18 protein-coding genes are annotated in these 24300 nt (G+C 45.0%); 12 read left to right on the top strand and 6 right to left on the bottom strand.

Annotated elements, in window-relative coordinates:
- Positions 1-2: 2 nt before the first annotated feature.
- Entirely contained in the window at positions 3-1013 is a 1011-nt protein-coding gene (locus R7040_RS10150) for a TAXI family TRAP transporter solute-binding subunit (protein ID WP_053307129.1), read from the bottom strand.
- Between the two features lie 836 nt (positions 1014-1849).
- Between R7040_RS10150 and brnQ the strand changes: the two genes are divergently transcribed.
- Both brnQ and R7040_RS10140 read left to right on the top strand, forming a co-directional pair.
- Positions 1850-3160: a branched-chain amino acid transport system II carrier protein gene (gene brnQ, locus R7040_RS10145; RefSeq protein ID WP_318096857.1), complete on the top strand. Its 1311-nt coding sequence runs from the start codon at positions 1850-1852 to the stop codon at positions 3158-3160.
- A 103-nt stretch (positions 3161-3263) separates the two neighbouring features.
- Positions 3264-4472: a GGDEF domain-containing protein gene (locus tag R7040_RS10140; protein WP_064354483.1), complete on the top strand. Its 1209-nt coding sequence runs from the start codon at positions 3264-3266 to the stop codon at positions 4470-4472.
- A gap of 43 nt (positions 4473-4515) precedes the next feature.
- Here R7040_RS10140 and R7040_RS10135 read toward each other — a convergent pair whose 3' ends face one another.
- Positions 4516-5865 carry a sigma-54-dependent transcriptional regulator gene (locus R7040_RS10135; protein ID WP_064354482.1) on the bottom strand — a complete coding sequence of 450 codons (1350 nt, stop codon included), beginning with the start codon at positions 5863-5865 and terminating at the stop codon, positions 4516-4518.
- 171 nt (positions 5866-6036) lie between these two features.
- On the opposite strand from R7040_RS10135, the gene R7040_RS10130 reads away from it, so the two are divergent.
- Both R7040_RS10130 and R7040_RS10125 read left to right on the top strand, forming a co-directional pair.
- Positions 6037-8097: a sensor histidine kinase gene (locus tag R7040_RS10130; protein ID WP_064354481.1), complete on the top strand. Its 2061-nt coding sequence runs from the start codon at positions 6037-6039 to the stop codon at positions 8095-8097.
- A 148-nt stretch (positions 8098-8245) separates the two neighbouring features.
- Positions 8246-9637 (top strand): glycoside hydrolase family 1 protein, encoded by a 1392-nt coding sequence (locus R7040_RS10125; protein WP_064354480.1) that lies wholly within the window; start codon positions 8246-8248, stop codon positions 9635-9637.
- A 99-nt stretch (positions 9638-9736) separates the two neighbouring features.
- Here R7040_RS10125 and R7040_RS10120 read toward each other — a convergent pair whose 3' ends face one another.
- The gene (locus R7040_RS10120; protein WP_318081308.1) at positions 9737-11773 is read right to left on the bottom strand and encodes a PhoX family phosphatase; all 2037 of its coding nucleotides are present in this window, start codon (positions 11771-11773) and stop codon (positions 9737-9739) included.
- A 266-nt stretch (positions 11774-12039) separates the two neighbouring features.
- On the opposite strand from R7040_RS10120, the gene R7040_RS10115 reads away from it, so the two are divergent.
- Entirely contained in the window at positions 12040-12378 is a 339-nt protein-coding gene (locus tag R7040_RS10115; RefSeq protein ID WP_054701928.1) for a YggL family protein, read from the top strand.
- Positions 12379-13710: 1332 nt separating this feature from the next.
- Positions 13711-14610: a LysR family transcriptional regulator gene (locus R7040_RS10110; RefSeq protein WP_054574492.1), complete on the top strand. Its 900-nt coding sequence runs from the start codon at positions 13711-13713 to the stop codon at positions 14608-14610.
- On the opposite strand, the gene R7040_RS10105 is transcribed toward R7040_RS10110, so the two are convergent.
- Positions 14578-14922, bottom strand: a complete 345-nt coding sequence (locus R7040_RS10105) for a DUF5329 family protein (RefSeq protein ID WP_017635527.1) — start codon at positions 14920-14922, stop codon at positions 14578-14580. The two genes, R7040_RS10110 and R7040_RS10105, sit on opposite strands and share 33 nt — an antisense overlap.
- Positions 14923-15017: 95 nt before the next feature.
- Positions 15018-16031: an MBL fold metallo-hydrolase gene (locus R7040_RS10100; protein WP_031780877.1), complete on the bottom strand. Its 1014-nt coding sequence runs from the start codon at positions 16029-16031 to the stop codon at positions 15018-15020.
- Between the two features lie 155 nt (positions 16032-16186).
- Between R7040_RS10100 and R7040_RS10095 the strand changes: the two genes are divergently transcribed.
- The 3 genes from R7040_RS10095 (at position 16187) to R7040_RS10085 (ending at position 18540) form a co-directional block, all read left to right on the top strand.
- Entirely contained in the window at positions 16187-16801 is a 615-nt protein-coding gene (locus tag R7040_RS10095; RefSeq protein ID WP_025768062.1) for a TetR/AcrR family transcriptional regulator, read from the top strand.
- Positions 16802-17140: 339 nt separating this feature from the next.
- The gene (gene rimK / locus R7040_RS10090) at positions 17141-18046 is read left to right on the top strand and encodes a 30S ribosomal protein S6--L-glutamate ligase (RefSeq protein ID WP_258469544.1); all 906 of its coding nucleotides are present in this window, start codon (positions 17141-17143) and stop codon (positions 18044-18046) included.
- Between the two features lie 65 nt (positions 18047-18111).
- The gene (locus tag R7040_RS10085) at positions 18112-18540 is read left to right on the top strand and encodes an ATP-dependent zinc protease (RefSeq protein ID WP_005384193.1); all 429 of its coding nucleotides are present in this window, start codon (positions 18112-18114) and stop codon (positions 18538-18540) included.
- Between the two features lie 66 nt (positions 18541-18606).
- Here the strand turns inward: R7040_RS10085 and R7040_RS10080 are convergent, their stop codons facing one another.
- A complete protein-coding gene (locus R7040_RS10080; protein ID WP_064354549.1) occupies positions 18607-19332 on the bottom strand; it encodes an MBL fold metallo-hydrolase in 726 nt (241 codons plus the stop codon).
- Between the two features lie 323 nt (positions 19333-19655).
- Between R7040_RS10080 and speA the strand changes: the two genes are divergently transcribed.
- The 3 genes from speA to emrD all read left to right on the top strand — a co-directional run bounded on the left by speA (position 19656) and on the right by emrD (position 24103).
- Entirely contained in the window at positions 19656-21566 is a 1911-nt protein-coding gene (gene speA, locus R7040_RS10075; protein ID WP_064369690.1) for an arginine decarboxylase, read from the top strand.
- Position 21567: 1 nt separating this feature from the next.
- Positions 21568-22488, top strand: a complete 921-nt coding sequence (gene speB, locus R7040_RS10070) for an agmatinase (protein WP_005374233.1) — start codon at positions 21568-21570, stop codon at positions 22486-22488.
- A 409-nt stretch (positions 22489-22897) separates the two neighbouring features.
- Positions 22898-24103: a multidrug efflux MFS transporter EmrD gene (emrD, locus tag R7040_RS10065; RefSeq protein ID WP_017635532.1), complete on the top strand. Its 1206-nt coding sequence runs from the start codon at positions 22898-22900 to the stop codon at positions 24101-24103.
- The last annotated feature ends 197 nt before the right edge of the window (positions 24104-24300 follow it).

The raw sequence follows: 24300 nt of genomic DNA, 5'->3' as shown, positions 1-24300 counted from the left end.
CGTTATTTCACCATTAGGTCTGATGGGATTTCGATGCCCATTTCTTTGTAGTAACGCACCGCACCTGGGTGAAGAGGCACTGGCAAGCCAGCGATCGCTTTCTCAATCGCCATTGCTTTTGTTGCTTTGTGGATGCCTTGTAGGAAAGGCAGGTTCTCGTAGATCGCTTTGGTTAGCTGGTAAACGTCTTCTTCCGAGATATCTTCACGAACTGCCAAGAAGTTAGGCTGTGCAATGGTGGTGATCGGCTTATCTAGACCCGGGTACGTGTTCGCTGGGATCTCGTACTTCGTCCATAGGTTGTAATTGCCGTTCGCCTCTTTGATTTGTTCGTCAGTAAACGAAAGAATCGAAATGTCTTTACCCAACGCAGCAAAAGCTTGAGTGACCGCACCAACAGGTACACCCGCAGGCGTGTTCATGCCGTCAATGGTGCCGTTTTGAAGTGCGCTCGCACTGCCGCCGTAACCCATGTAAGCAAGATTGAATTTATCAGGGTCGACCTTCAGACCTTTCATGATTTGGCGACCAGAGTTCTCAGTTCCTGAGTTCTTCTTACCGATAGAGAACTTCTTGCCATCTAGGTTGTTCAGATCAGTCACTGTGCCCGTTTTTGCTAGGTCAGAGCGAACAATAAAGTGCTCAACGTTTTGCCAAAGCATAGAGACTGAGCGCAGTTGTTCTTGGCGACCGCTCTTCTCATAAGGACCTTCACCAGACCAAGCCCACGCACCGTAAAGACCTTGTAGAATCGCGAACTGTGCTTCGTTTTCATTCAGCAGTTTAACGTTTTCACCAGAGCCCGCAGAGCTGATTGCAGAAAGGGAGAAGTGGTGCTTTGGTGCCAACTTCACTTTGCTTAACGTCGCCAACGCTACGCCCACAGGGTAGTAAGTACCACCTGTCGATGCCGTTGCAAGAATATAGCTACGATCTTCTGCCGCAGCGTTAGCAGCAATACCAAAAGAAGTCACAGCGACAGCCAAAGCTTTTACCAGCTTATTCATTTTCATTATTACTCTCCGTGTAGTCGTTTCACGATTGGGGATTTACATCATGTTAAACCTTTATTAACAACACATTCCCTAGAGCAATTGAAATGCCAACTTTTAACCCTTTGTATTTATTGAACTAAGAGCTGAAAGACATCAAAAATGAGCAAAATCATGCTGATTTGATAGCAAAGTAATGAGCAAGATCTTGCTCATTGAAGAGGAGAAGGTTGCACGCCTAGATCGCAAAAGGTTAATAAAATGTGATCAAGACAAAATAAATGCACGATTCACTAATAAGCAATATTTTGCCGATGCAATTTTGGATTGAATTGCAACTAATGAGCGTCTTAACAATAAGAAGAAAAAGCGCATCATTCTAAACTGCTCAATTTATCAGCTGAGGTTTATAGCCTAAACGACTACAAATAGCACAAAAATACAGCAAAGAAAGCCATGTTACAAAAATGAAAAGTCATTTATTCTAATTTTTAATTTAAAAAGCAGCTCGATCCACCAGTTCAGAAATAAACATTGACCGTATCAACTTATTTTCTACTTCGGGGTTGTGCCAATGGCCCTATGTTCGTTAGTGTAACAACACGCCAAGGCAAACGTATTCCTTGGTATTTTTTCGTCTTTAAGGATCACCCATGTCAGCAACTGCGCAATTACAATTCGCTTTAAAACGCCCATCTGGCGTTGCTGCTGCGATCCTCCTGCTCTCTCTGAAACTGATTCAGAGCTGACAGGCTATATCTAAACTTTCTGTCAGCTTGAGAAGAAGCTGACGGGAACACCACATACTCCTCCCATTCCTTTCAGTTTCTTCCAAGCGAAACATAAGAGGAATAACAATGTTAAGCGCACGCAATATCGCCGCTTTGGGCTTCATGACTTTCGCCATGTACTTAGGCGCGGGTAACCTGATCTTCCCTCCATTTTTGGGTTACCAAGCAGGTGAAAACTTTCTGAGCGGGATGTCTGGCTTCCTCTTGACGGGTGTAGGTCTGCCTGCGATGGCACTGGTGATGGTGGCTATCGTAAACGGTTCAGACAAATTAACCGCTGCCCTACCTAAACCTTTGGCGACCAGTTTTTGGGTGATGGTGTTTATCGTGATTGGCCCTGCGTTCGTGATCCCACGTGCGATTACCGTCGCTTACCAATTTAGCTTTGCACCAATGTTTGGTGATGCCGCTTTGGTGCCTTTCACTATTGCCCTCTGTGCTATCACCATTCTATTTGCCCTATATCCGGGTAAGTTGGTCGACAACCTAGGCAAGATCTTAACGCCTGCCTTGATGGGTATCTTGATCATCATGTCTGTGACGGCTTTGATTTCTCCTGCAGGTGAGCTAACTACCGCAACAGGACCATACGTATCTGGCGCATTTGCTGAAGGCTTGACCCAAGGCTACATGACCATGGATGCGCTAGGTTCTATCGGTTTTGGTTGGATTATCTTCCGCGCGATTCGCAGCATGGGTGTGGATAGCCCGAAAGCCACTGCAAAATACACACTAATTGCTGCTTTAATGTACGCGGTTGCCATGGCATTTGTTTACATCTCATTGGCTTACATTGGCTCAACAAGCTCATACTTAGGCTCTGAATTCAGTAACGGTGGCGACATCTTAACGGCATTCACCTTTAGCCACTTCGGCGCATTTGGCTCACTATTACTAGGGGCCGTGATGGTATTGGCGTGTTTGACTACTGCTATCGGCGTAACCACCGCAGGCAGTGAGTTCTACGACAACACTTTCAGCAAAGTGAACTACAAAGGCTGCGTTATCACGACCATGGTATTGGCAGGTTTGATCGCTAACGTAGGTCTAGAGCAACTATTGGCTATCACATTGCCAGCGGTTGTGGCGCTTCACCCAGTCGCGATTGCGTTGATGGTCATGGCACCAGTGCGCAACAAGATGTCACAAATCATGGTGGTAGCGACGGCGTTCACTGCTTTAACGTTTGGTTGTGTTGATGCGCTGCACATCCTAGGTTACATGCCAGATTCCACCGATGAGTGGATGGGTAATTACATGCCTCTGTACAATGACTTTGCTAGCTGGATTATGCCTAGCGTATTTATGATGATTGTTGGTCTGCTGTTTACGACGAAAACCAACCAAACCGAACAATTCGAGCTGGTGAATGAATAGCCGTTTAACATAAGACATCGCTCAATAAGTGAGTTACTATGTAGCTCGCTTATTGATATCAGGCAAAGGAGTTGCCTGAATGAAAGATTGATATGGGTCGCCTATGGATAATCAGTATCTAGACATCAGAACACTGAACTTTATCGTTATTCTGTTCTCTTGCATTTACTCTATTAGTCTGCTTTGTTATCAATACACTCAGGGTAGAGTCAAAGGCCTAAAAACCTTCTCGATATCACTACTGTTTATTGGTTTAGGTCCTTTTTTACTTGGCTTTAGAGGCTCTGCGCCAGACTGGCTGACCATCGTCATAGCCAACACTCTCATATTAGTCGGCTTCTTGCTTACGCTATATAGCGTAAGCATTTTTCGTCAATACCCTTTAAAATTGGCTCACTGTCTCACCTTGTTAACACCTGTTTTTAGTGGTTCATTTTACTATTTCACCTTCCATGACCCTTCTATCAAAAGCCGTATTATTTATCTGAGCACGTATATTTGTATCGTCACCTTCTTTAGTGGTGTCGCCATGCTTAAAGGTACCCAAAAGGACTTAAAGCTCCCTGTTAAAGCAATGGCTTACTCTTTCTTTGGATTTAGTTTTTTTATGGGATTTAGGGCGCTTTGGAGTACTTTTTCAGGTGAGTTACCAAGTTTTATGGTCGCAGGCCTTATCCATCAGCTGACTTTCTTATTTAGCATCTGCCTGATCGTTGCTTTGAGCTTTAGTATGCTGTGGTTAATTAACGGACGCTTGGTGCAATCCATTAATGCTCTCTCTCATTTAGATGCACTCACAGGGCTATATAATCGTCGAGCCATGGAAGAAATCGTTCCAAACTTGGTTAGTAAAGCACATAAAAAAAACCAAGCAATCAGCATTATTATGACTGATGTCGACAAGTTCAAAGCGATTAATGATCACTATGGTCACACGGTTGGCGACTCCGTCATGGCAACGATCTCCACTATTTTTAAAAAGCATCTTCCTGAGTCAGCCTGCATTGTGCGATTTGGTGGTGACGAGTTCATGATTGTTTTGCTCGAAAAAGCACAGCAAGCCAAAATTTTCGCAGAGCAAATTCGCCTTGCGGTCGAAACTGAAACCGCTTTGCAATCATTTAAAACTGAAGTGACCATGAGCTTTGGTATCAGTCAGTTATCTGAGGGGCAATCACTTCAAGAGGCGCTTGCTGAAGCAGACGAAGCGCTATATAGCTCTAAACATACAGGAAGGAACCTCGTTACCTTGTTTGGAGAAGGTAAAGACCTAAATTATAAGTTTGTCCCAGCTCCTGCCAAAAGCGCATAACATGTTTGTTATGCCAGTGATTTCGAATTAGCTAGAAATCGCACTAAGTATAGTCGGAGCGATTCAAGCCAAACTTCTGCATCTTTTGGTTAAGGGTTCGACGTGGTAAATCCAACTCCTGCATCACCTCATTGATGCGTCCATGATGCCTGACTAAAGAATCATGCAGCACTTTACGCTCAAAATTATGTAGCTGAATCGCCAACGGAACGCCTGCTTGTGTCTCTTCGGTTGTAGAAGATGGTCGACTGGAGAGAATTTCCATCACGGAGACGGTTTCATCCAGAGCAAAACGCATTGCTACATTTCTAAGCTCACGCACGTTACCGGGCCAAGCGTAAGCAAGAATGGCTTTTCTATCGGCTTCACTCAGCGGACGACTCTCAGGGTTACTTTTCAGGGCAAAGTGTTCGAACAAGATCAACGCGTCTTCTTCTCGCTCACGTAGCGGAGGCAAATAGATCTGCGCCACATTAAGACGATAGTACAAATCCTGACGAAACTCGTCATGCTCATTGAGATCTTCTTTCGCGGCGGCGATCACTCTTAAATCAACCGAGATCTGTTGGTTACCCCCAACGCGCTCAACCGTATGTTCCTGTAATGAACGCAACACTTTCACCTGCATAGACAGTGGCATACTCTCGATTTCATCAAAGAATAAAGTGCCTTTATCCGCGTATTCCAACTTACCAATGCGCTTTTTACCCGCTCCGGTAAATGCCCCTGCTTCATGTCCAAACAGCTCACTTTCAAACAGGTTCTCAGGAATAGCGCCACAGTTGATTGGCACAAAATGATAGGATCTGCGTTGGCTTTCATTATGCAAACTGGTCGCCACCAGCTCTTTACCACAACCTGTTTCGCCGTAAATGATCACGTTAGTATCAATGCGTGCTAACTTGGCAACTTGTTCTCTAAGCTGTTGCATCACACGGCTTCGGCCAATCAGCACTTCTTCTAAGCCGCTAACGCTAGATAGATACTCTTGGCGATCTTGAGTAGACGTTTGTGCGCGATAACTCTCGACCGCATCGGTCACTCGCTGGGATAGGCGCTCAGGTTGGAAAGGTTTCTCGATAAAATCGAACGCACCGTTTTGCAACGCCCCAACTGCCATATCGACATCACCATGTCCGGTGATCAAAATAACTGGCGTTGGGATGTGATTAGCAATCAGGCTTTCTAGTATCGACAAGCCGTCGGTGTCCGGCAGGCGAACATCACTGACAATCGCATCAAATTCTTGGCTAAGAATGGCCGCTTTCCCCTCTTCTCCTAAACTGAATGCGGTCACGTCGAACCCCGCCAGTTGCAGCCACTGACTGGTAGCCTGACGAACAATGTCATCGTCTTCGATAAGTGCAATTTTAGGGGTGTCGTCAAAAGCCATGAGTTACTACCGTAGGTGGAATAGAAATCGCTCTTTGCTAACGGTAGCAAAAACCACTGAGGAGAAAAGGAGCTAGATCTCACTTCTTGCTTACAAGTCTTTAACATCCAACCAGTTAGGCGCACTCTTTAATGACTCTCGGTGAGAACGCACTAGCTGAACGGAGTCAGTATGCAGCGCAAAAGGAATGGCAAAACGTGGCTTGTGGTCGTAATTGCAACAGTGCTGATGTTGTCTTGTTATAGCGCCAGCAGAGAGGTTGCTCGTCAATGGTTGAGCGTACAAACTCAAACCGAAGCTCAACAAAAACTGCTCGACTATATCGGTGAAGTTCGCCGTGCACTCAAACGCTTCTATCACTTGCCTTACCTTGTCACCAATAATCCGGAAACCATCGCGTTTGTAAAAGGAAACCGGACTTATTACGAGCCATTGCAAACCCAACTGACTCAGCTAGATAAAGCCGCCAATACGGAAGGTTGGCTAATCCTGTCTAACTCTGGCGAAGTATTGGTCTCGAGTTTAATCGAAGAGCGCTTTAGCCTATCTGACCGAAAAGCCATTGTGGAACAAATTCACAATCAAGGCGGCGGTGTTTCCTTGGTGAACAAAACCAAAGGTTCGAGTCCGTTGTATTATCTTGCAGCCCCTATCTACGACGGTCTGGATATAGCAGGCATTGTGGTGGTGCAAATCAACCTCAGCTTATTGACCGAACAGACTATTACTAGCCAAGACATCATTACGTTGCAGAACCGTCAGCAACGCTTTTTCCTATCGAGCAGCTCGCTCTATAACGCAGACTGGTTTAACGAACCAAGCAACGCCGTTCAGTTAGAAACGCAGCGCTTATACGACAACACTAATATCAGTGTGTGGACGCTCAATCAGCAACGCTATTTTGCGCACACCGTTAAATTGGATGATTTGAATTGGTACGTCAGCTACCTCACCCCTTCTAAGCCGATTCAACAAACCATCAACGTGATTGGTTGGAGCGTAGCGGCGCTGCTCTTGTTGGTTGTATTACTCGTCATCATTGGTCTACAACGTCGACAAAAGCACATCAATCAACAACGAATTCAAGCCCTGTTGGAAGAGTCCCAACGCCGCTTGAAACAGATGATCAATAAAACCCACGTTGGTTTGCTATTGATTGATGAACAAGGGCAACTGTTCGATCTCAACCCAATGGCGAAGCGTTTGTTCTGTTTACCAGAGAGCGTCAATCGACACGCTTTTGCTTGGGAATTATTCGACGCAGGCAACCCCAATTCCACCACACTTAAGTTGCTCAAGGACTTGCCTAAGCATAAAGAGCTCGCAGAGATCAGCACGGTCGAAACCATTGCCAGACGCAGCGATGGAAGCGTCTTCCCTGTCCTGTTCTCGCTAACCAGTTTCCCTTGGCATGGCGAGCAGTATTTCCTTGCAACGATCATAGACATCAGTAAGCGGAAAAAAGCCGAGCAATCGCTGCAACAGGTCAACCAAGAACTGGCGCAACGGGTAGAAGAGCGAACTCAAGCGCTAAAAGAAGCGCAAAACCAATTAATTGAATCGAGCAAAATGGCCGCCTTGGGTCGCATGTCGAGCGCGATTACTCATGAGCTCAATCAGCCACTGACAGGCTTGCGTACCCTGCTCACCACGAACGAACTGCTGGCGGAACGCGGCGAAACCGAGATGATGAAAGCCAACAATGTTTTGGTGCAAAAGCTGATTGATCGTATGGCAAGCATGACCAGTCAGCTGAAGACGTTCGCCTACAACAAACCAGAAAGCCTACAAGCAATTTCTCTTACTTCCGCACTCGAAGAGACCCTACGCGTTTATCAAACCCAACTAGACAAAGTGGATGTGCGTGTTCGAGTTGCTCATGACTTACCTAACATCTTGGGTGAAGAACAACGACTGCTTCAGGTACTCGGTAATCTTGTCTCGAATGCGCTAGACGCAATGAACCATACCACCAACCCGCAGCTCAGCTTGATCGTCAATCCAACCGACAATCAGGTCGAACTGATCGTCAGTGATAATGGCTGCGGCGTGTCGAATGAGATGCTTGAATCCATGTTTGAACCCTTCCAAACCTCAAAGAAAATTGGTGAAGGGTTGGGGCTGGGTTTAGCGATTACGGCCAACAATATGCGTGATATGAACGGACAAATTACCGTGCATAAGAATGAACAAAATGGGCTGACTTTCACTCTATTGTTCAAATCAGCCTAGGTTGATATTGATTACAAAATCATCATTAGAACTAAGCATCCCCGCTGTTTGAGAAAAATACGATCTCGATACAAGTATCGAGGTGTCTCCTACACTATTCTCAAGCAATAAATCCACAAACATTTCCTAAATATAAAGAGTGAGAAACATGATTAAGTTTCCTGAACATTTTCTTTGGGGTGGTGCCATTGCTGCAAACCAAGTAGAAGGGGCGTACAACCTTGGGGGTAAAGGGTTATCGACATCAGACATGCTGCCAAACGGTATTTTGAGTCCGCATCAAACCCGTGAAGAGCGTACACCGGGTATCAAAGACGTGGCGATCGACTTCTACAATCGCTACCCAGAAGACATCGCGCTGTTCAAAGAGATGGGCTTTAACTGTCTGCGTCTCTCTTTGGCATGGAGCCGCATCTTCCCGAACGGGGACGAACTAGAACCTAACGAAGAAGGTTTGGCGTTCTACGATAAAATTTTTGACGAACTTGCCGAGCACAACATCCAACCTTTCGTGACATTATCTCACTACGAAATGCCTTACGCACTGGTCGAGAACTACGGTGGTTGGGGCGATCGTCGCGTCATCGAATTCTTCGAACGTTATGCTCGCACCGTGCTGGAACGCTACAAAGACAAAGTGAAGCTGTGGTTAACGTTCAACGAAATCAACATGTCTCTACACGCACCATTTACTGGTGTTGGTTTGCAAGAAGACGCCAGTGAACAAGAGATTTACCAAGCGATTCACCACCAACTAGTCGCCAACGCAAAAGCGGTAAAACTGTGTCAGCAAATCGTACCAAACGGCAAGATTGGTAACATGCTGCTTGGCGCAATCAACTACCCATATACCTGTAACCCTGATGACGTGCTTGCTGCAATGCATGAAAACAACAAGTGGTTGTTCTTCGGTGATGTGCAAACACGTGGTCAGTACCCTGGCTACATGAAGCGTTACTTCCGCGAAAACGGCATTGAAATTCAGATGGAAGCAGGCGACTTAGAAGAAATTGCGTCTGCGAGTGTCGACTTCATCTCATTCAGCTACTACGCAAGTGGCTGTGCAAGTGCAGACCCGAAACAGAAGGAAGTGGGTAACATTGTCGATAGCGTACCAAACCCATATCTTGAGAAGAGCCAATGGGGCTGGTTGATCGATCCAAAAGGCCTGCGCATTCTGCTGAACTTCCTTCACGATCGCTACCAAAAACCACTGTTTGTCGTAGAAAACGGCTTAGGTGCACGTGATGAAATCGATGAAAACGGTGAGATTCAAGATGATTACCGCATCGCTTACTTGAACGACCACCTTGTGCAAGCACACGAAGCGATTCTGGATGGCGTTGAGTTGATGGGCTTTACCAGCTGGGGGCCAATCGATTTGGTCGCGAACTCAACCGCTGAGATGAGCAAACGTTACGGCTTTATCTATGTCGATCGTTATGATGATGGGCAAGGAACGCTAGAACGTAAACGTAAGAAAAGCTTTTTCTGGTATCAAGACGTGATTCGTACTTCAGGCGGTTCATTGAAAAGCTAAGCCTGTTGTCTAGGTACAAAGTGCAACTAGGCATTCGCCTAAACCATCAAGCCCTGCAATTGCAGGGCTTGAATTTTAAGGTGTTTATTCATTTAGAGATTAAACTGCAATCTCTCCACCGTCTTCACGGCGAATAACCACTGTCGCCGCTCGTGGGCGCACAGAAACACCAGCAGGCGTTTCTTCGGCTGCATCTTCACTGTATGGCCAGTTGCCTGGGTGCTGAATATTCACAAACAATGATTTGTAATCAGGGCTGATGGTAAAGCCTGTTACTTCACAACCATTTGGTCCGACAAAGAAGCGTTTCAATTCAGCTTGATTATCCGCACCAATCACAGCTCGATCACCATTCTCATCTGTTAGCTTAGATGGAACAACAGCCAACATTTGATCATTGGTGTAAGACGTGACTTCATCTGCGCCGTTATCAGTCTGAATCCACAAAATACCACGGCCATCAAACGCTAATCCGTCTGGGCTCGCAAACTGGTTTAACTCATTCAAGCCAGAACGGTTGGTATCTGCATCACCATTTGCTGGCGAACCAAACACAAAGATATCCCAAGTAAAGTCAGTTGCTGAAGCACCTTCATCCCAACGGATAACATGACCAAACTTATTATTCAAACGTGGATTCGCAGGATTGGTTTCATCTGTACGGCGCGTATTGTTCGTCAATGTTAAATATACTGAACCCGTGAATGGATCAACCGTACACCACTCTGGTCGATCCATTGGTGTTGCCCCAACTAAATCCGCCGCACCCGCAGTATTGATGATAATTTCAGCCAGTGAATCAAAGTGATCCGCTAACGTACCACCAGCGGTTGTTACGCTATCAAGCGTTAATGGTAACCAAGTACCTGTGCTGTCTTCATTGAAGCGCGCCACATACAGTGTGCCTTCGTCCATGTACTTGTCACCCATCGCCAAGCGGTTATCAGGGTTAGCATCTGCTGGATCCCACGCTGCCGCAGATTCAAATTTGTATAGGTATTCAAAGCGAGAATCGTGACCAGAATAAAATACCACTGGTTTGCCTTCTTCAAGCTTACCGAAAGTACAGCCCTCGTGACGGAAACGACCTAGCGCAGTACGTTTCTTCGCACGTGAGTTTTGCGTGTAAGGGTCAATCTCGACAATGTAACCGTGACCATTGGCTTCATTACGGTAATCATCCATCGCACTTGCTCCTGTTGGAGCCACATTAAAGCGAGAGAACTCATCAAGACGCTCTTCTGCATTACCTGCTAATGTCTCCCACAAGTAGCGTGTGCTTTGGTCATCAACACCAATGCGATCTTGCTCTTCTGTACGAGTCCCGGCGTTAACAAAGTAACCAGGCCAGTTCTCTTCACACGTTAAGTAAGTGCCCCACGGCGTGTAGCCGTTGCCACAGTTGTTTAACGTACCACGCGCTTGGCTGCCATCTGGTGAGAAACGAGTGACAGTTAAAGATGTGTGGGCTACCGGGCCAGACAAATCCATGACTGTCGCACCAGTATAACGACGGTTTAGTGGGTCAGTATCAACCAACTTCCACATGTTGTCTTCCAGTTGAATGCGAACCACTGATACACCGTGCGCGTAAATCTCTTTGCGCACTTCATCTACAATGGTACGTACGCCATTTTCAACCGTCGGACCGTTTGGATGCAGTGCTGATGTGTCGATGTACTCGTGGTTAATACATAGCAAGCCATCTGTAGTGCTATCGTTCAATGGGAAAAAATGCATGCCGTCATGGTGCATGCCTAGCGCATTTAACTGATCGGTACTGGTGTTGGTACCATCATTTTGCCATGCGCTGCCTTGTGCATTAAGTGGTGTTCCCCAAGGTACTAGTACTTGTGCGGTGTAGCCTTGTGGAATTGAAACTGCGTCAGTGAGTGAGCCAGGGATAGATTCAAAGTTAAGAACGGCTTTAGATGCGCCCGAACCACTGCTTACTGTACTCCCTGAGTCAGACGAGTTACAACCAGCCAATCCGAAAGCACCAAACGCTGCCATCGCACTGATACCTAAACCACCTTTCAGAATGCTGCGTCGAGATAGGCTCGCTTCTAATACTTCTTCAAATGGTTTGTTTTCACTTTGGTTATAACGCGTCGCGTCAAAGGTTTCCTTGCTCATTTTTACTTTCCCGATCTTATAGTTTAATTAATAAATAAGTGATTAGTTGAACGGCAAGAAGTTTGGATAAGAAAAATGACAAAAGTGCTTAAAACATATGAAACTTGTGTTTCAACAATACTGCAAACCAACCAACACAGCTAACGAAGCAATTAAATTCTGGTCACATAATCACCAACTGTATCGCTTCATTCTGATTTTACTTGGGCTAAAGTATGATAGAAGGTATAAGGTGTACGAAATCAAATCATCTACGAGAGATAATCATGAAATTAGACAAGATCGATAACAAGAGCCGTCGTATCCGTAAAAAGCTGTTCTTAGGTGAGTTCGCAATCCTAGGTTTCGAGATCAGCTGTGAAACAGACATTAACGACTTCGACCGTTACGATGCATTCGTTGATGACTTTATCGACTACATTGACGAGCTTGGTCTTTGCTTCGGTGGCGGTGGTCTAGAACTGTTTGAAGGCTTCCTATGTTCTACTAACCGTTACGGCAGTGCGACTGAAGAACAGAAAGCGCAAGTTATCAAATGGTTAGAAGCACGCCCAGAAGTGAAAAGCGCGCAAGCGGGCGAACTAGTTGACGCCAACTACCTGTAACTAAAGGGCAACCTGTAATACGCAGAGCTCAATAAATGGTAGAGAAAGCTGGTCTTAAGACTGGCTTTTTTATTTTTGGAAGAATGCGATATTAAAAATAGGGTGCTTGGGAAGTTGCGCGGAGTGATTTTGGCGTTTTTGAGCTGGCAATCAACGGGAAACTGCGTTCCACAGCCAGCTCGTGCCTTTAGGTATAATTAACTATGATTTTTTAGCTGGGGCGTCTTTCGTGTCTTTCCAGTATTGAATACGCACACGATGTAGCTGAGCTCTTCTAGTCTTTTTCATAGTAAAGTCCCTCATCTTATATAAGTAACGCTCCTCATGGAGCTTATTGTCTAAGGTCGTATCCCCTTCAATCTATAAGGGAATCAATCATTTAACCGTGACCAATTTCACAACATAATGATAATTACCGATTTCTTGCAGCCTGTTTTTACTGGCAAACGGCATATTATCTATCTGACACAGTTAACTTACTCACCAGATATGACAGAAAAATGGCAATCAAGTTCCCTACTTATACTGTCATTGAATCTTAATAAGGATTAACAAGGTGGGCATTTCAGATTTACCATACTGTTTATAAAAACCGCAAGATTTTTTATTTCTTTTCAAACAAATCTCTACTCAAGATCAATTCACTTTCATCTTTATCGTCTCCCTTTTAACGCATTGTGATCCAGTTCAATCCACAGAACTCGGAACAAAAAGCGCTCATTAATACATTCACCACCAAACTTGTGCGAGATCTCTTACAAGAGTTGTAAGCAAATAGATTAACCACGTCTAAGAGCAATGCCAGAAAAAACATTAAACATATGATTTAACAGTAATATTTAAATTCACTTAAAATAATAAGTAAAAATAATTTAGAAAAGTTAATTGAGTCAAATCAGCAAAACATCAATACTCAATTTTTCGACAGGATGTTGGCGGGAACAGGAAAAAAAACCTAAAGGATTGGGTATCTTCAGGATGAAGATTTGATAGCTTAGGATGAGTTGTCAGCAAGGATGTAGTTAAGCTCTAGGATAGAGTTCGCCCGTCAGGATGATAGGCAAGAATGGACACCGCTAGGAAGGCGATGAACAAGGAACTCGGTTAAAGGACTTAGCCACAATCAAGGATAGATGCAGGGAGCACCTATTAGTAGCTGGATTGCTGCGAAAAAGAATAAGCCCCGTCTGGGAAACCAGGCGGGGTTTTATTTTGTCTGTAATGTATTGATAAAGATTCATCTTTATCGTTTAAGTCTTCTCTGTTTTCATAAAACACCGTGCTATCATTTTCTTTACGTCTCCCAACAAAGCTCTCAGAAAATCACACACTATGCTTAATCCTGTTTGGTTACATACATTTAAGACATTGATTGAAGTCGGTCATTTTACGCAAACGGCAGAAAAACTTTTTATGACTCAGCCTGGCGTCAGCCAACACATCAAAAAATTAGAGCAAAGTTGTCAGCATGCCTTGATCAAGCGCGAAAACAAAAGCTTCGAATTAACCGAGCAAGGCAGGATTGTCTACGCATATGCGCTCGAGTTAGAAGATAGAGAGAAGAAGCTGCTCGAAGAGCTCAGTTTTGATGATGCGTTTTCAGGCCACTGTAAACTGGCTTGTTCTGGTGCAATGGCGTTAATGTTGTATGGGCCCATTTTGGAGAAGCAAAAACAGCACCCGAGCTTATCGTTACATTTAGAAGCCGCGCCAAATCAATCTATTCTCAACGCCATAACGCAAGGGCACATCGATATTGGTATCGTGACTGATGTTCCCAACAAAGGTCTGTTTCACAGTGAGCGAATTGGTAAAGAGAGGTTGTGCTTGGTTCTGCCAAAGCATTATCAAAATAAGCAGATAACGCCACAACTCTTGCATGACTGTGGTGTCATTAGCCACCCTGATGCCGAGCATTACATGACGCTGTTTTTTGACCAGTGTGAAGAACCACAGCTCCAAGAAATTAAGATGAGCGATTTACCATTATCCGGCTACGTAAATCAATTGAGCCAAATTTTGCTACCTGTCAGCAAAGGACTTGGCTTCACCGTGCTGCCTCAAAGTGCGGTCGACAATTTTCCACTAAAAGACACGTTATACATTGCTCAACTGAAAAACACTGTATGTGAAGAGCTATTTCTGGTTCGTAAGCGCAGTCGTGCTCTACCTCTGCGCTATCAGACCATCAAAGAAGTGTTATTGGATGTGGTCGGTGGTGCGCATCAATGATGTTAGCCACTCTTCGCTGGTAATGCGTTCCTCTTGGCAATCCACCCAATATGGTTTGCCAGATAACCAACTTTTCGACGCAACTTCTTTTATAAACACATCCACGGAATCAACGTCATCTTTGGCGTAATCCCATTTATTGCGCATGTGTTCTGCCGCTTCTTGATTAGTGTACGCCTTGCCGTTGCGGATAAAGGTGCAAGAGGATTGCTCAACTCGTTTTATCAACGTCGAGATATCTTGCTCTACCCCTGCTAGTGCAAAGGTCGGCAGAATGCTTAATGTAAGTAACAACGTCCACTTTGCTTTCATCGCACCTTTATCCTTATCCCTGACCACGTAACTACTAATAGTAACTACTGATAAGTGACTTAACTATTCTGGTGTTTGGCTGTTTAGCTCAGCAATTATTGCCACCACGCCTTAGCAGGCTGAGGCTCCGCAATCGCCAAGCGTTGACCAATCTCAGGGCTCACTAACGTTACACCGCGCTCTTCACTAATGTCTAACGCGCGTTGCATCGGTTCATTCCAATCGTGCATCGACAGATCAAACGTGCTGTTGTGAATCGGCATCATCACTTTACCCTGCACATCAATGTGTGCTTGAACACTTTGCTCAGGGAACATGTGAATGTCTGACCAAAGTTCATTGTATGCACCTGTTTCAATCATGGTGAAGTCAAACGGACCGTACTTTTCGCCAATCTCTTTAAAGCCATTGAAGTAACCAGAGTCACCACTGAAGAACACTTTGTGTTGTTGTGCATTAATAACCCAACTGCCCCACAGTGTCGTATCGCGGTCTGTCAAACCTCGACCAGAGAAATGCTGAGTCGGAGTCAATGTATATTCAATACCGTCGACAGAATGTGACTCCCACCAATCTAGCTCGATCACTTTCTCCTTCGGCACACCCCAATTCACCAGTAATTGGCCAACTTTTAACGGTACCAAGAAAGTGCCCACCTTGTCGCCTAGCACTTTAATAGAAGCTTTATCTAGGTGATCGTAATGGTCATGACTGATCACCACCACATCGATAGTTGGCAAATCTTCTATCGTGATGGGGGTTTGGTGAAAGCGTTTTGGCCCTGCCCATTGTACAGGAGACGCGCGATCACTGAATACAGGGTCGGTCATCACCAGTTTTCCATCGAGCTTCATTAATACGCTTGAGTGACCCAGACGATAGATGACGTCATCTTGCTCTTCTAACAGTTGCCGCGCTGTGATCGCATGCACTGGAATTTCAATCGTTGGTGTTGGGTTAAGGCGCTCAGTCGTAAAATACGCTTTCATGATTTCGAACATGTCGCCCAAACCGCTTTTGTATTCCAACTCTGTATTTGCAAATTTGTCCGGGTATGTTGGCGCTTTTTCAGTATCAACATTAGAACAAGAAATCATGGATGTACCCATCGCGAACGCTCCTACTGTGGCTAGCAAAGTTTTTTTCATAAAAAGTTAACCCGAACAAAAGTAAACTACACGGTGCAGTTTACATTCTAATTATCAAAAGTAAACTACTTAGTGTAAAATAGATCAAGAAATGATCTTCTTAACTTAGCAAGCTTATGAATGTAAAAAGAAAAAGTCGTAGCGAAACCAAAAGAGAAGCCATCTTGTGCGCGGCAAGGCAAGCGTTCCAAGAGTTTGGGGTGCAAAACACCAGCATGGATAAGCTCTCTGCAATCGCACAAGTCTCTAAGCGCACGGTCTATAATCACTTCCCTTCTAAGGAAGCGATCGTGACGGAGTTGCTGACTGAGCTTTGGCGTTCGTCAATGATGGAAAGCGATATTAAACGCTTGGCCACTCTGCCACTCAAAGATCAATTGATTGAATTACTCTACAGCGAGATCATTGTGGTGACGGAACCAAACTATATTGAGCTGGCAAAAGTGGCATTTGGGCACTTCTTATTTAAGCCGGAAGATCTCAAAGAACAAGCAGAACAAATGTCGAAACAGGAAACCGCCCTGTACCGCTGGCTTACTGAGAAATCGAACAGTGGCGCTTTGCAAATTGATGATGTACATATAGCAAGCACTCAATTGCACAACTTACTTAAAGGCAGTGCATTCTGGCCGCAGTTAATGGGAATTCGCCCCTCTTTGTCGAATGAAGAATCTAGGCTGTTAGCTACCCAAACGGCGGAACTTTTTTTAAGTCACTATCAAAACAGCTAAAAACAGCTAAAAACAGCGGTCAAATTGGCCGCTTTTTTAAGCGATAATTCGTGACAAAGCGATGAAATTTTTGCTCAATTTTATTTATCTCACCCTTGACAGTCTCATACCGCAAGGCGTGAGCGTTTGATAAAATATTTTTGTCGTGTCGACGATGCTTTTTCGTTTTCATCTCACAAAAAAACGCCCTAAGGTGCGCACCTCTGACGACGTGGTTGTTCAACCACAATTCTAAATCGTTGAAGTAAGTAGGTTATGTCATAACATGATCACCTGCCTACTGCATTCTATGCTCTATACTTATATTTTAATTTGGTACTGACTTACTAAGGAATTGCCATGCGTATTGCTATTCTCTCTCGTAATGAGAATTTATATTCAACCATGCGCCTAAAACAGGCGGGTGAAGAACGTGGGCATCAAATCGATGTGGTCGACACGCTTCACTGTTATATGGACATTACGAGCAACAACCCTAAGATCCGCTACAAGGGTGAAGAATTACCGCAATACGATGCTGTTATTCCGCGTATTGGGGCATCTATTACGTTTTACGGCACTGCTGTTGTACGTCAGTTTGAAATGATGGGTACATTTTGTGTCAACGAATCTGTCGCGATCAGCCGCTCTCGTGACAAATTGCGCTCATTACAACTGCTATCACGTAAAGGCATCGGTTTGCCACGCACTGGCTTTGCTCACCATCCTGACAACATTCAGGACGTGATCAAAAACGTTGGTGGCGCACCTCTAGTGATTAAATTGCTAGAAGGCACTCAAGGCATTGGTGTTGTACTTGCTGAAACAAATAAAGCGGCAGAAAGCGTGATTGAAGCTTTCATGGGTTTGAAAGCTAACATCATGGTGCAAGAATTTATCGAAGAAGCAAAAGGCGCGGACATCCGTTGTTTTGTTGTCGGAAATAAGGTGATTGCCGCAATGAAGCGCCAAGCAAAAGAAGGCGAGTTCCGTTCTAACCTTCACCGTGGTGGCTCTGCACAACTCGTGCGTTTGAGCAAAGAAGAGCGTGCGACCGCTGTAAATGCAGCGAAAGTGATGGGCTTGAACCTTTGTGGTGTGGATATCCTTCAATCTAAAAATGGCCCAGTGGTAATGGAAGTGAACTCTTCCCCTGGTCTAGAAGGCATCGAACTAGCAACGGGTAAAAACATTGCAGGTATGATCTTCGATTTTATCGAGAAAAACGCTAAGCCAAATTCAAACCGTACTCGCGGTAAAGGTTGATTTTTGTTTAACGCACAAGAGAGCCAAAAAACGGCTCTCTTGTTACTCGTCGCTAGGATGACACTATGAATCAGAAAATGATCATTGGGAATGCCGAAGCTATTTGCTTGCCAGAGTTAGGGATTACTCACCTTGAAGCGCGTATTGATACAGGCGCTCAAACCTCTTCATTACATGTAGACAATATTGATTGCTTTGAAAAAGATGGTCAGTCTTATGTTGCATTCGATCTGCACCCAGATGTATACCATTTAGAACAAGTGGTTCGCTGCACAGCGAAACTAAAAGCAAACCGTAAGGTTAAATCTTCTAACGGTACTTTTGAGCACCGCTGCGTGATCACGACGATGCTGCGTATGGGCGACCAACAATGGCCAATCGACATTACGTTGACTAACCGTGAAAAAATGACTTACATGATGTTGTTAGGTCGTCAAGGCATGGCAGACAAAGTGCTCGTTGATCCTAGCCAATCTCACTTATTGGCATCTTAACCCCGTAGTTTCAGATGAGTGATCGAACGTTTTTGTTGAGCATCACTCGTCTGGCTTTATCTTCGCCTACTTCCTACGAAATAACGCAAACAACAATCCCTTCGCTTTAACTTTTGTCACTCGCCAGTGCGTCATTGGCTTAGTCGGCGCTGTATTCAAAATGTGCTGATACGCTTTTTCATCCAAAGTCACCTCTCCCCCATGTGCCAGAAGCAAACATTGCGGATTCATCTCAAACACACGCTTTAATGATTGCCGATATTGATTCGGATGAAATATGGGAAACGGCGCAATCAGATGCTTTTTCACCTGCACCATTAAATCCGCCACATACAGCACATCTTGTTCAGAATGATAAACCGACAGATCTCGGTCGGTATGCCCAAGCGTTTCTAGCACCTGCCAATCATCAAATCCAGGAATAAACTCTCCATCAATAAGTTCAATATCTGGCTTTAACTTACGGGAATACCACAGGTTTTGCTTTGGTTTACGCATCCGATTCGCCATCCAGCGTGCTAACATCAAATCGGTCAAATGCATTAGCCAACCGTCTACACCGCTATACCACTGGCTCTCTCGCTTTGCGGCCAATAGCTTACATCCTGTTAAATCACGTAGTTTGTGCGCACCACCAGCATGGTCTGGATGCATGTGGGTCACAACAACCAACTTTAGGTCAGAAAAAGGACGATGGAGTTGATGTTCAATAAAGTCTTTAAGATGAGGGATGTCTGCTCGACTGGCACCATCAAGCAACAATAATTTATCGGGATATTCGGCGAGATACATGGTCTGAATGTACCCCTGAATTCTGTGCAGCTGCAAAATATGTCCTTATTTTAGTGAGATGCTTCATGACCGAATCCTTACTGGTCAGACCAACTATAACAGCAGAATGGACGCTTCGGTAAACAAATATTCACACGTAGCGACGACAACAAATCATAATCGAGATGATAGATTTTAATCATTAGACTCAAGGGCCCTTTTATCCGTTAATGCGCGCACACGGAGTTCGTGTCAGGGTATGAGGTAAATACCTCATGATTTGCTTTTTTGTACTTTTCCTTCTAATTAATTAAGGAGTTAAGTACATTTTTGTGAGAATCGAGTTGGAAAAAGCAACTAAATTAGACCGCATCCGCGCGGACTACAACGTTCACTACTGGAGCCAAGGTTTCTACGGCATTGATGACCAAGGCGAAGTATATGTATCACCACGTAGTGATCGTGCACATCAAATCCCTTTCAGCGCTATTGTAAATGAGCTAGAAGCGAAGCAGTTAAATCTGCCTGTATTAGTACGCTTCCCGCAAATCGTGCACCAACGTGTGCATGGTATTTGCCACGCATTCAACCAAGCAATTGAAGAATACCAATATCCAAACAAATACTTGTTGGTGTACCCAATTAAAGTAAACCAACAACGTGAAGTGGTGGATGAAATTCTAGCGAGCCAAGCTCAACTAGAAACCAAGCAGCTTGGTCTTGAAGCGGGTAGCAAGCCAGAATTGTTGGCGGTACTTGCATTGGCTCAACAAGGTAGCTCCGTGATCGTGTGTAATGGCTACAAAGACCGTGAGTATGTGCGTCTTGCACTGATCGGTGAAAAGCTGGGTCACAAGGTATTCATCGTACTAGAGAAGCTTTCTGAGCTGGATCTGGTACTAGAAGAAGCGAAAAGTTTGGGTGTAAAACCGCGCCTTGGTTTACGCATTCGCCTCGCCTCTCAAGGCGCAGGGAAATGGCAAGCAAGTGGCGGTGAAAAATCGAAGTTTGGTTTATCAGCATCGCAAGTGCTTAGCGTTATTGAACGTCTTAAACGCGAAGGCAACCTAGACGCGATGCAACTGGTTCACTTCCACCTTGGTTCACAGATGGCAAACATCCGTGATGTACGCAATGGTGTGAACGAGTCTGCACGTTTCTACTGCGAACTACGCGCACTCGGTGCAAACATCGAGTACTTCGATGTGGGCGGCGGCTTGGCAGTGGATTATGACGGCACACGCAGCCAATCATCGAATTCGATGAACTACGGCCTTGCAGAATACGCACGTAATATCGTGAACACAGTGGGCGATGTGTGTCTGCAATACGAACAACCAATGCCAGTGATCATTTCGGAATCGGGTCGCTCGCTAACAGCGCACCACGCTGTATTGATTTCTAACGTAATTGGTACCGAGTCGTACCTACCGGAAGAAGTACATGAGCTTGATGATGACGCTCCGCTTTTGCTACAAAACATGTGGCGAAACTGGGAAAACTTACAAGATGGTACAGACGCTCGTGCGTTAATTGAGATTTACAATGATACCCAAAGTGATTTGGCAGAAGTGCACTCTCAATTTGCTACAGGCGTGCTTAACTTGGAACAACGTGCGTGGGCAGAACAATTGTCACTACGCATTTACTTCGAATTAAGCCGAAAGATGAGCACTAAGAATCGCTTCCACCGTCCGATTCTGGACGAGTTGAGCGAACGTCTTGCAGATAAGTTCTTCGTGAACTTCTCTCTCTTCCAATCTCTACCAGATGCTTGGGGTATTGATCAGGTGTTCCCTGTTCTGCCACTTTCTGGTCTTGGCGAGGCGGAAGAGCGTCGTGCAGTGATGTTGGACATCACATGTGACTCTGATGGCGCGATCGATCACTACGTTGATGGTCAAGGCATCGAGAGCACGCTACCTGTACCAGCTTGGAGCAAAGACAAACCGTACCTAATGGGCTTTTTCCTAGTAGGCGCATACCAAGAAATCCTTGGTGACATGCACAACCTATTTGGTGATACCCACAGTGCTGTAGTCAATGTTGATGAACGTGGTCAATTTGAGATCAGTTACATCAACGAAGGTGATAGTGTAGAAGACATGATGCGCTACGTTCATATCGACGTGGATGCGATTCGTGACAATTATAAACAATTGGTTTCACAGCGAGTTGAAGCCAATGAACAAGCACAAATCCTAGCAGAACTAGAACAAGGTCTAGCAGGATACACCTATTTAGAGGACTTCTGATATGAATGATTTGTTTACTAAAACTGATTATTCGCTTTACTCCAACTCTATGTCGTTTTTACGTCTGCCGTACATTCGTAACCCGGTATCGGCAGACGCAGACGTTGTGGTGTTGGGAGTCCCTCTGGACATGGCAACATCTGGTCGTCCAGGTGCGCGTATGGGTCCAGATGCAATTCGCCGTGCCTCAGTCAACTTGGCATGGGAAGGTAAGAAGTTCCCTTGGAGCTTCAACGTATTGGATAAACTGAAAGTGATCGACGCAGGTGATCTCGTGTTCGATTGCGGTGATGCGGAAGATTTTACTTACCGCCTTGAAGCGGCAACCAGTGAAATTCTAAAAAGTGGTAAAACCATGTTGGGATTGGGCGGTGACCACTTCATTACGCTACCTATCCTGCGTGCCTATGCGAAGCATCATGGCCAAATGGCGTTGATTCACTTTGATGCTCATACGGACACCTATGCAAATGGCAGTTCATACGACCACGGTACGATGTTCTACCATGCGCCGAAAGAAGGTTTGATCTCAGCAAAGAACTCAATACAAATCGGCATTCGTACGGAGTACAAACAGCAAGATCACGGCTTCAATGTGATTAATGCGATGCAAGCGAATGACATGTCGGTGAACGAGATCCTAGAAGAAATTCGTCGCACCGTCGCAGACAAGCCAGTATATGTCACTTTTGACATCGACTGCTTAGACCCGGCCTTCGCACCGGGAACTGGTACACCAGTTTGTGGTGGCTTGAACTCAGACAAAGCGCTGAAAATTATTCGTGGTTTAGCCGGCATGAATATCGTGGGTATGGATGTTGTCGAAGTATCGCCTCCATACGACCACAGTGATGTTACCGCACTAGCGGGAGCAACCATCGCACTAGAAATGCTTTACGCATACGCATCTGAGCGCGAATAGACATAATCATTTCTAAGGGAGCTTCGGCTCCCTTTTCTTTCTGATGCCTTCCTCTACCTTTTATTCACTCGTTTCATCTTGAACTCAGATCAACCGAGCAGACGCTTTATTTTTGCACTTTAACCATTAAAACCAGTTACCTATAAGGCTCATTCTATTCACGAAAAGTAAAAGATTTAACTTAATTAGACAAAGAAATGCATCTCTTTTTGAAAACAAAATCGGATTAGTTTTTCTAATTGAAATCATAGATTTTTATCTTGCTCAACTTCACACTTTTCGATTGCTAATTATACAAGCAAGCACTATTATCTCGCGCAAATACCCCCGCAACACAAGAATTCAGTTGGCACTCTATAAAAGAGCGCTAAGGGTTTTTACGTCTTAAATTTTTTGGAGAGATACGCAAATGTCTGCTTCGTTTCCATTAGCGAAACTTACCTTTTTAATCGCTATATTGACTGCCGTGGGTCAAATGACCCAGACAATGTACGTGCCTTCAATCGGTCATATGGCGGGCGAGTTTTTGGTATCTGCGTCATCACTTCAAGCTGTGATGGCTTGTTACCTAATCCCATATGGCTTGTCGCAATTTGCGTATGGCACACTATCGGACCGCTTGGGACGCAAACCGATCATCATCGTCGGGCTGCTTATCTACATCGTGGGTACACTGGTAGCATTATTTGCACATCAATTTGAATGGTTCTTGATTGGTAGCTTTATCCAAGGCTTAGGTATTGGCTGCGGCGGTGCGATGTCACGCACTCTGACTCGCGATTGCTTTGAAGGCTCTGATCTACACAGAGCAAACAGCTTAATTAGCATGTGTGTGATTTTCTCACCATTAATGGCACCAGTATTAGGCGGCTACCTAACAGAAGCTTTCGGATGGCGGTCGAGCTACTTGTTCTTAGCGCTATTTGCTATCGCGGTTGTGATCACCATGATGACAAGCATGATGGAGACGCTACCAAAAGAGAAACGCAAATTCGAACCAGTAGCCAAAAGCTACAAACACGTTTTGTCTGACCGCCGCTTTCAAGGCTTTTTGATTTGCCTGGTTGCAACATTCGCTGGTGTGGGTGTATTCGAAGCGGCGGCTGGGGTGTTGTTAGGTGGGGTATTAGAATTACCAGCAACAACGGTAAGTTTGCTGTTTATATTGCCGATCCCAGGTTACTTGGTGGGCGCAGGCTTATCTAGCTATATAGCAAGACGTCGCTCTGAGCGTCGTGCTTTAAACGTAGGCTTGGTCTCTATTTTTGTGGGCTCTGCTATTGTGCTCATCCCAGGCTTGTTTGGTTTGACCACGGCGTTAACGCTGGTTGGAGGCGCAACCGTGTACTTTTTGGGTGCGGGTATTCTCTTCCCAGCAGCAACAACTGGAGCGATTGCGCCATTCCCATACCATGCAGGAACAGCAGGCGCGACATTAGGTGGCATGCAAAACTTGGGGGCAGGTGTCGCAACTTTGCTCGCGTCACTATTTCCAGCGCATAACCAGATGCCTTTGGGCATTTTGATGATGGCAATGTCGGTAATTGCAATGCTTGGGTTAATGTGGGTGAATCGAGCACACAATCACTCAAACGAAGTACCGCAAGTTATCTGATCATTATCAGCTTACTTTCAAAATCCAAAAGGGACACACTCAACAAGTGTGTCCCTTTTTTCATATCACACTATATCGATTTCCCGATGAGAATGATTTAACTTTCGAATTGATATTTGTTAAAAATAACAGCTGCTTACACAATGTGTTTTCAGCGCCCTTCAAATTGAGTATCCAACTCGGAAATATTGAGGATT

Source organism: Vibrio sp. 1069 (assembly GCF_033340555.1).
This window is presented reverse-complemented; position numbering and strand designations above follow the sequence as displayed.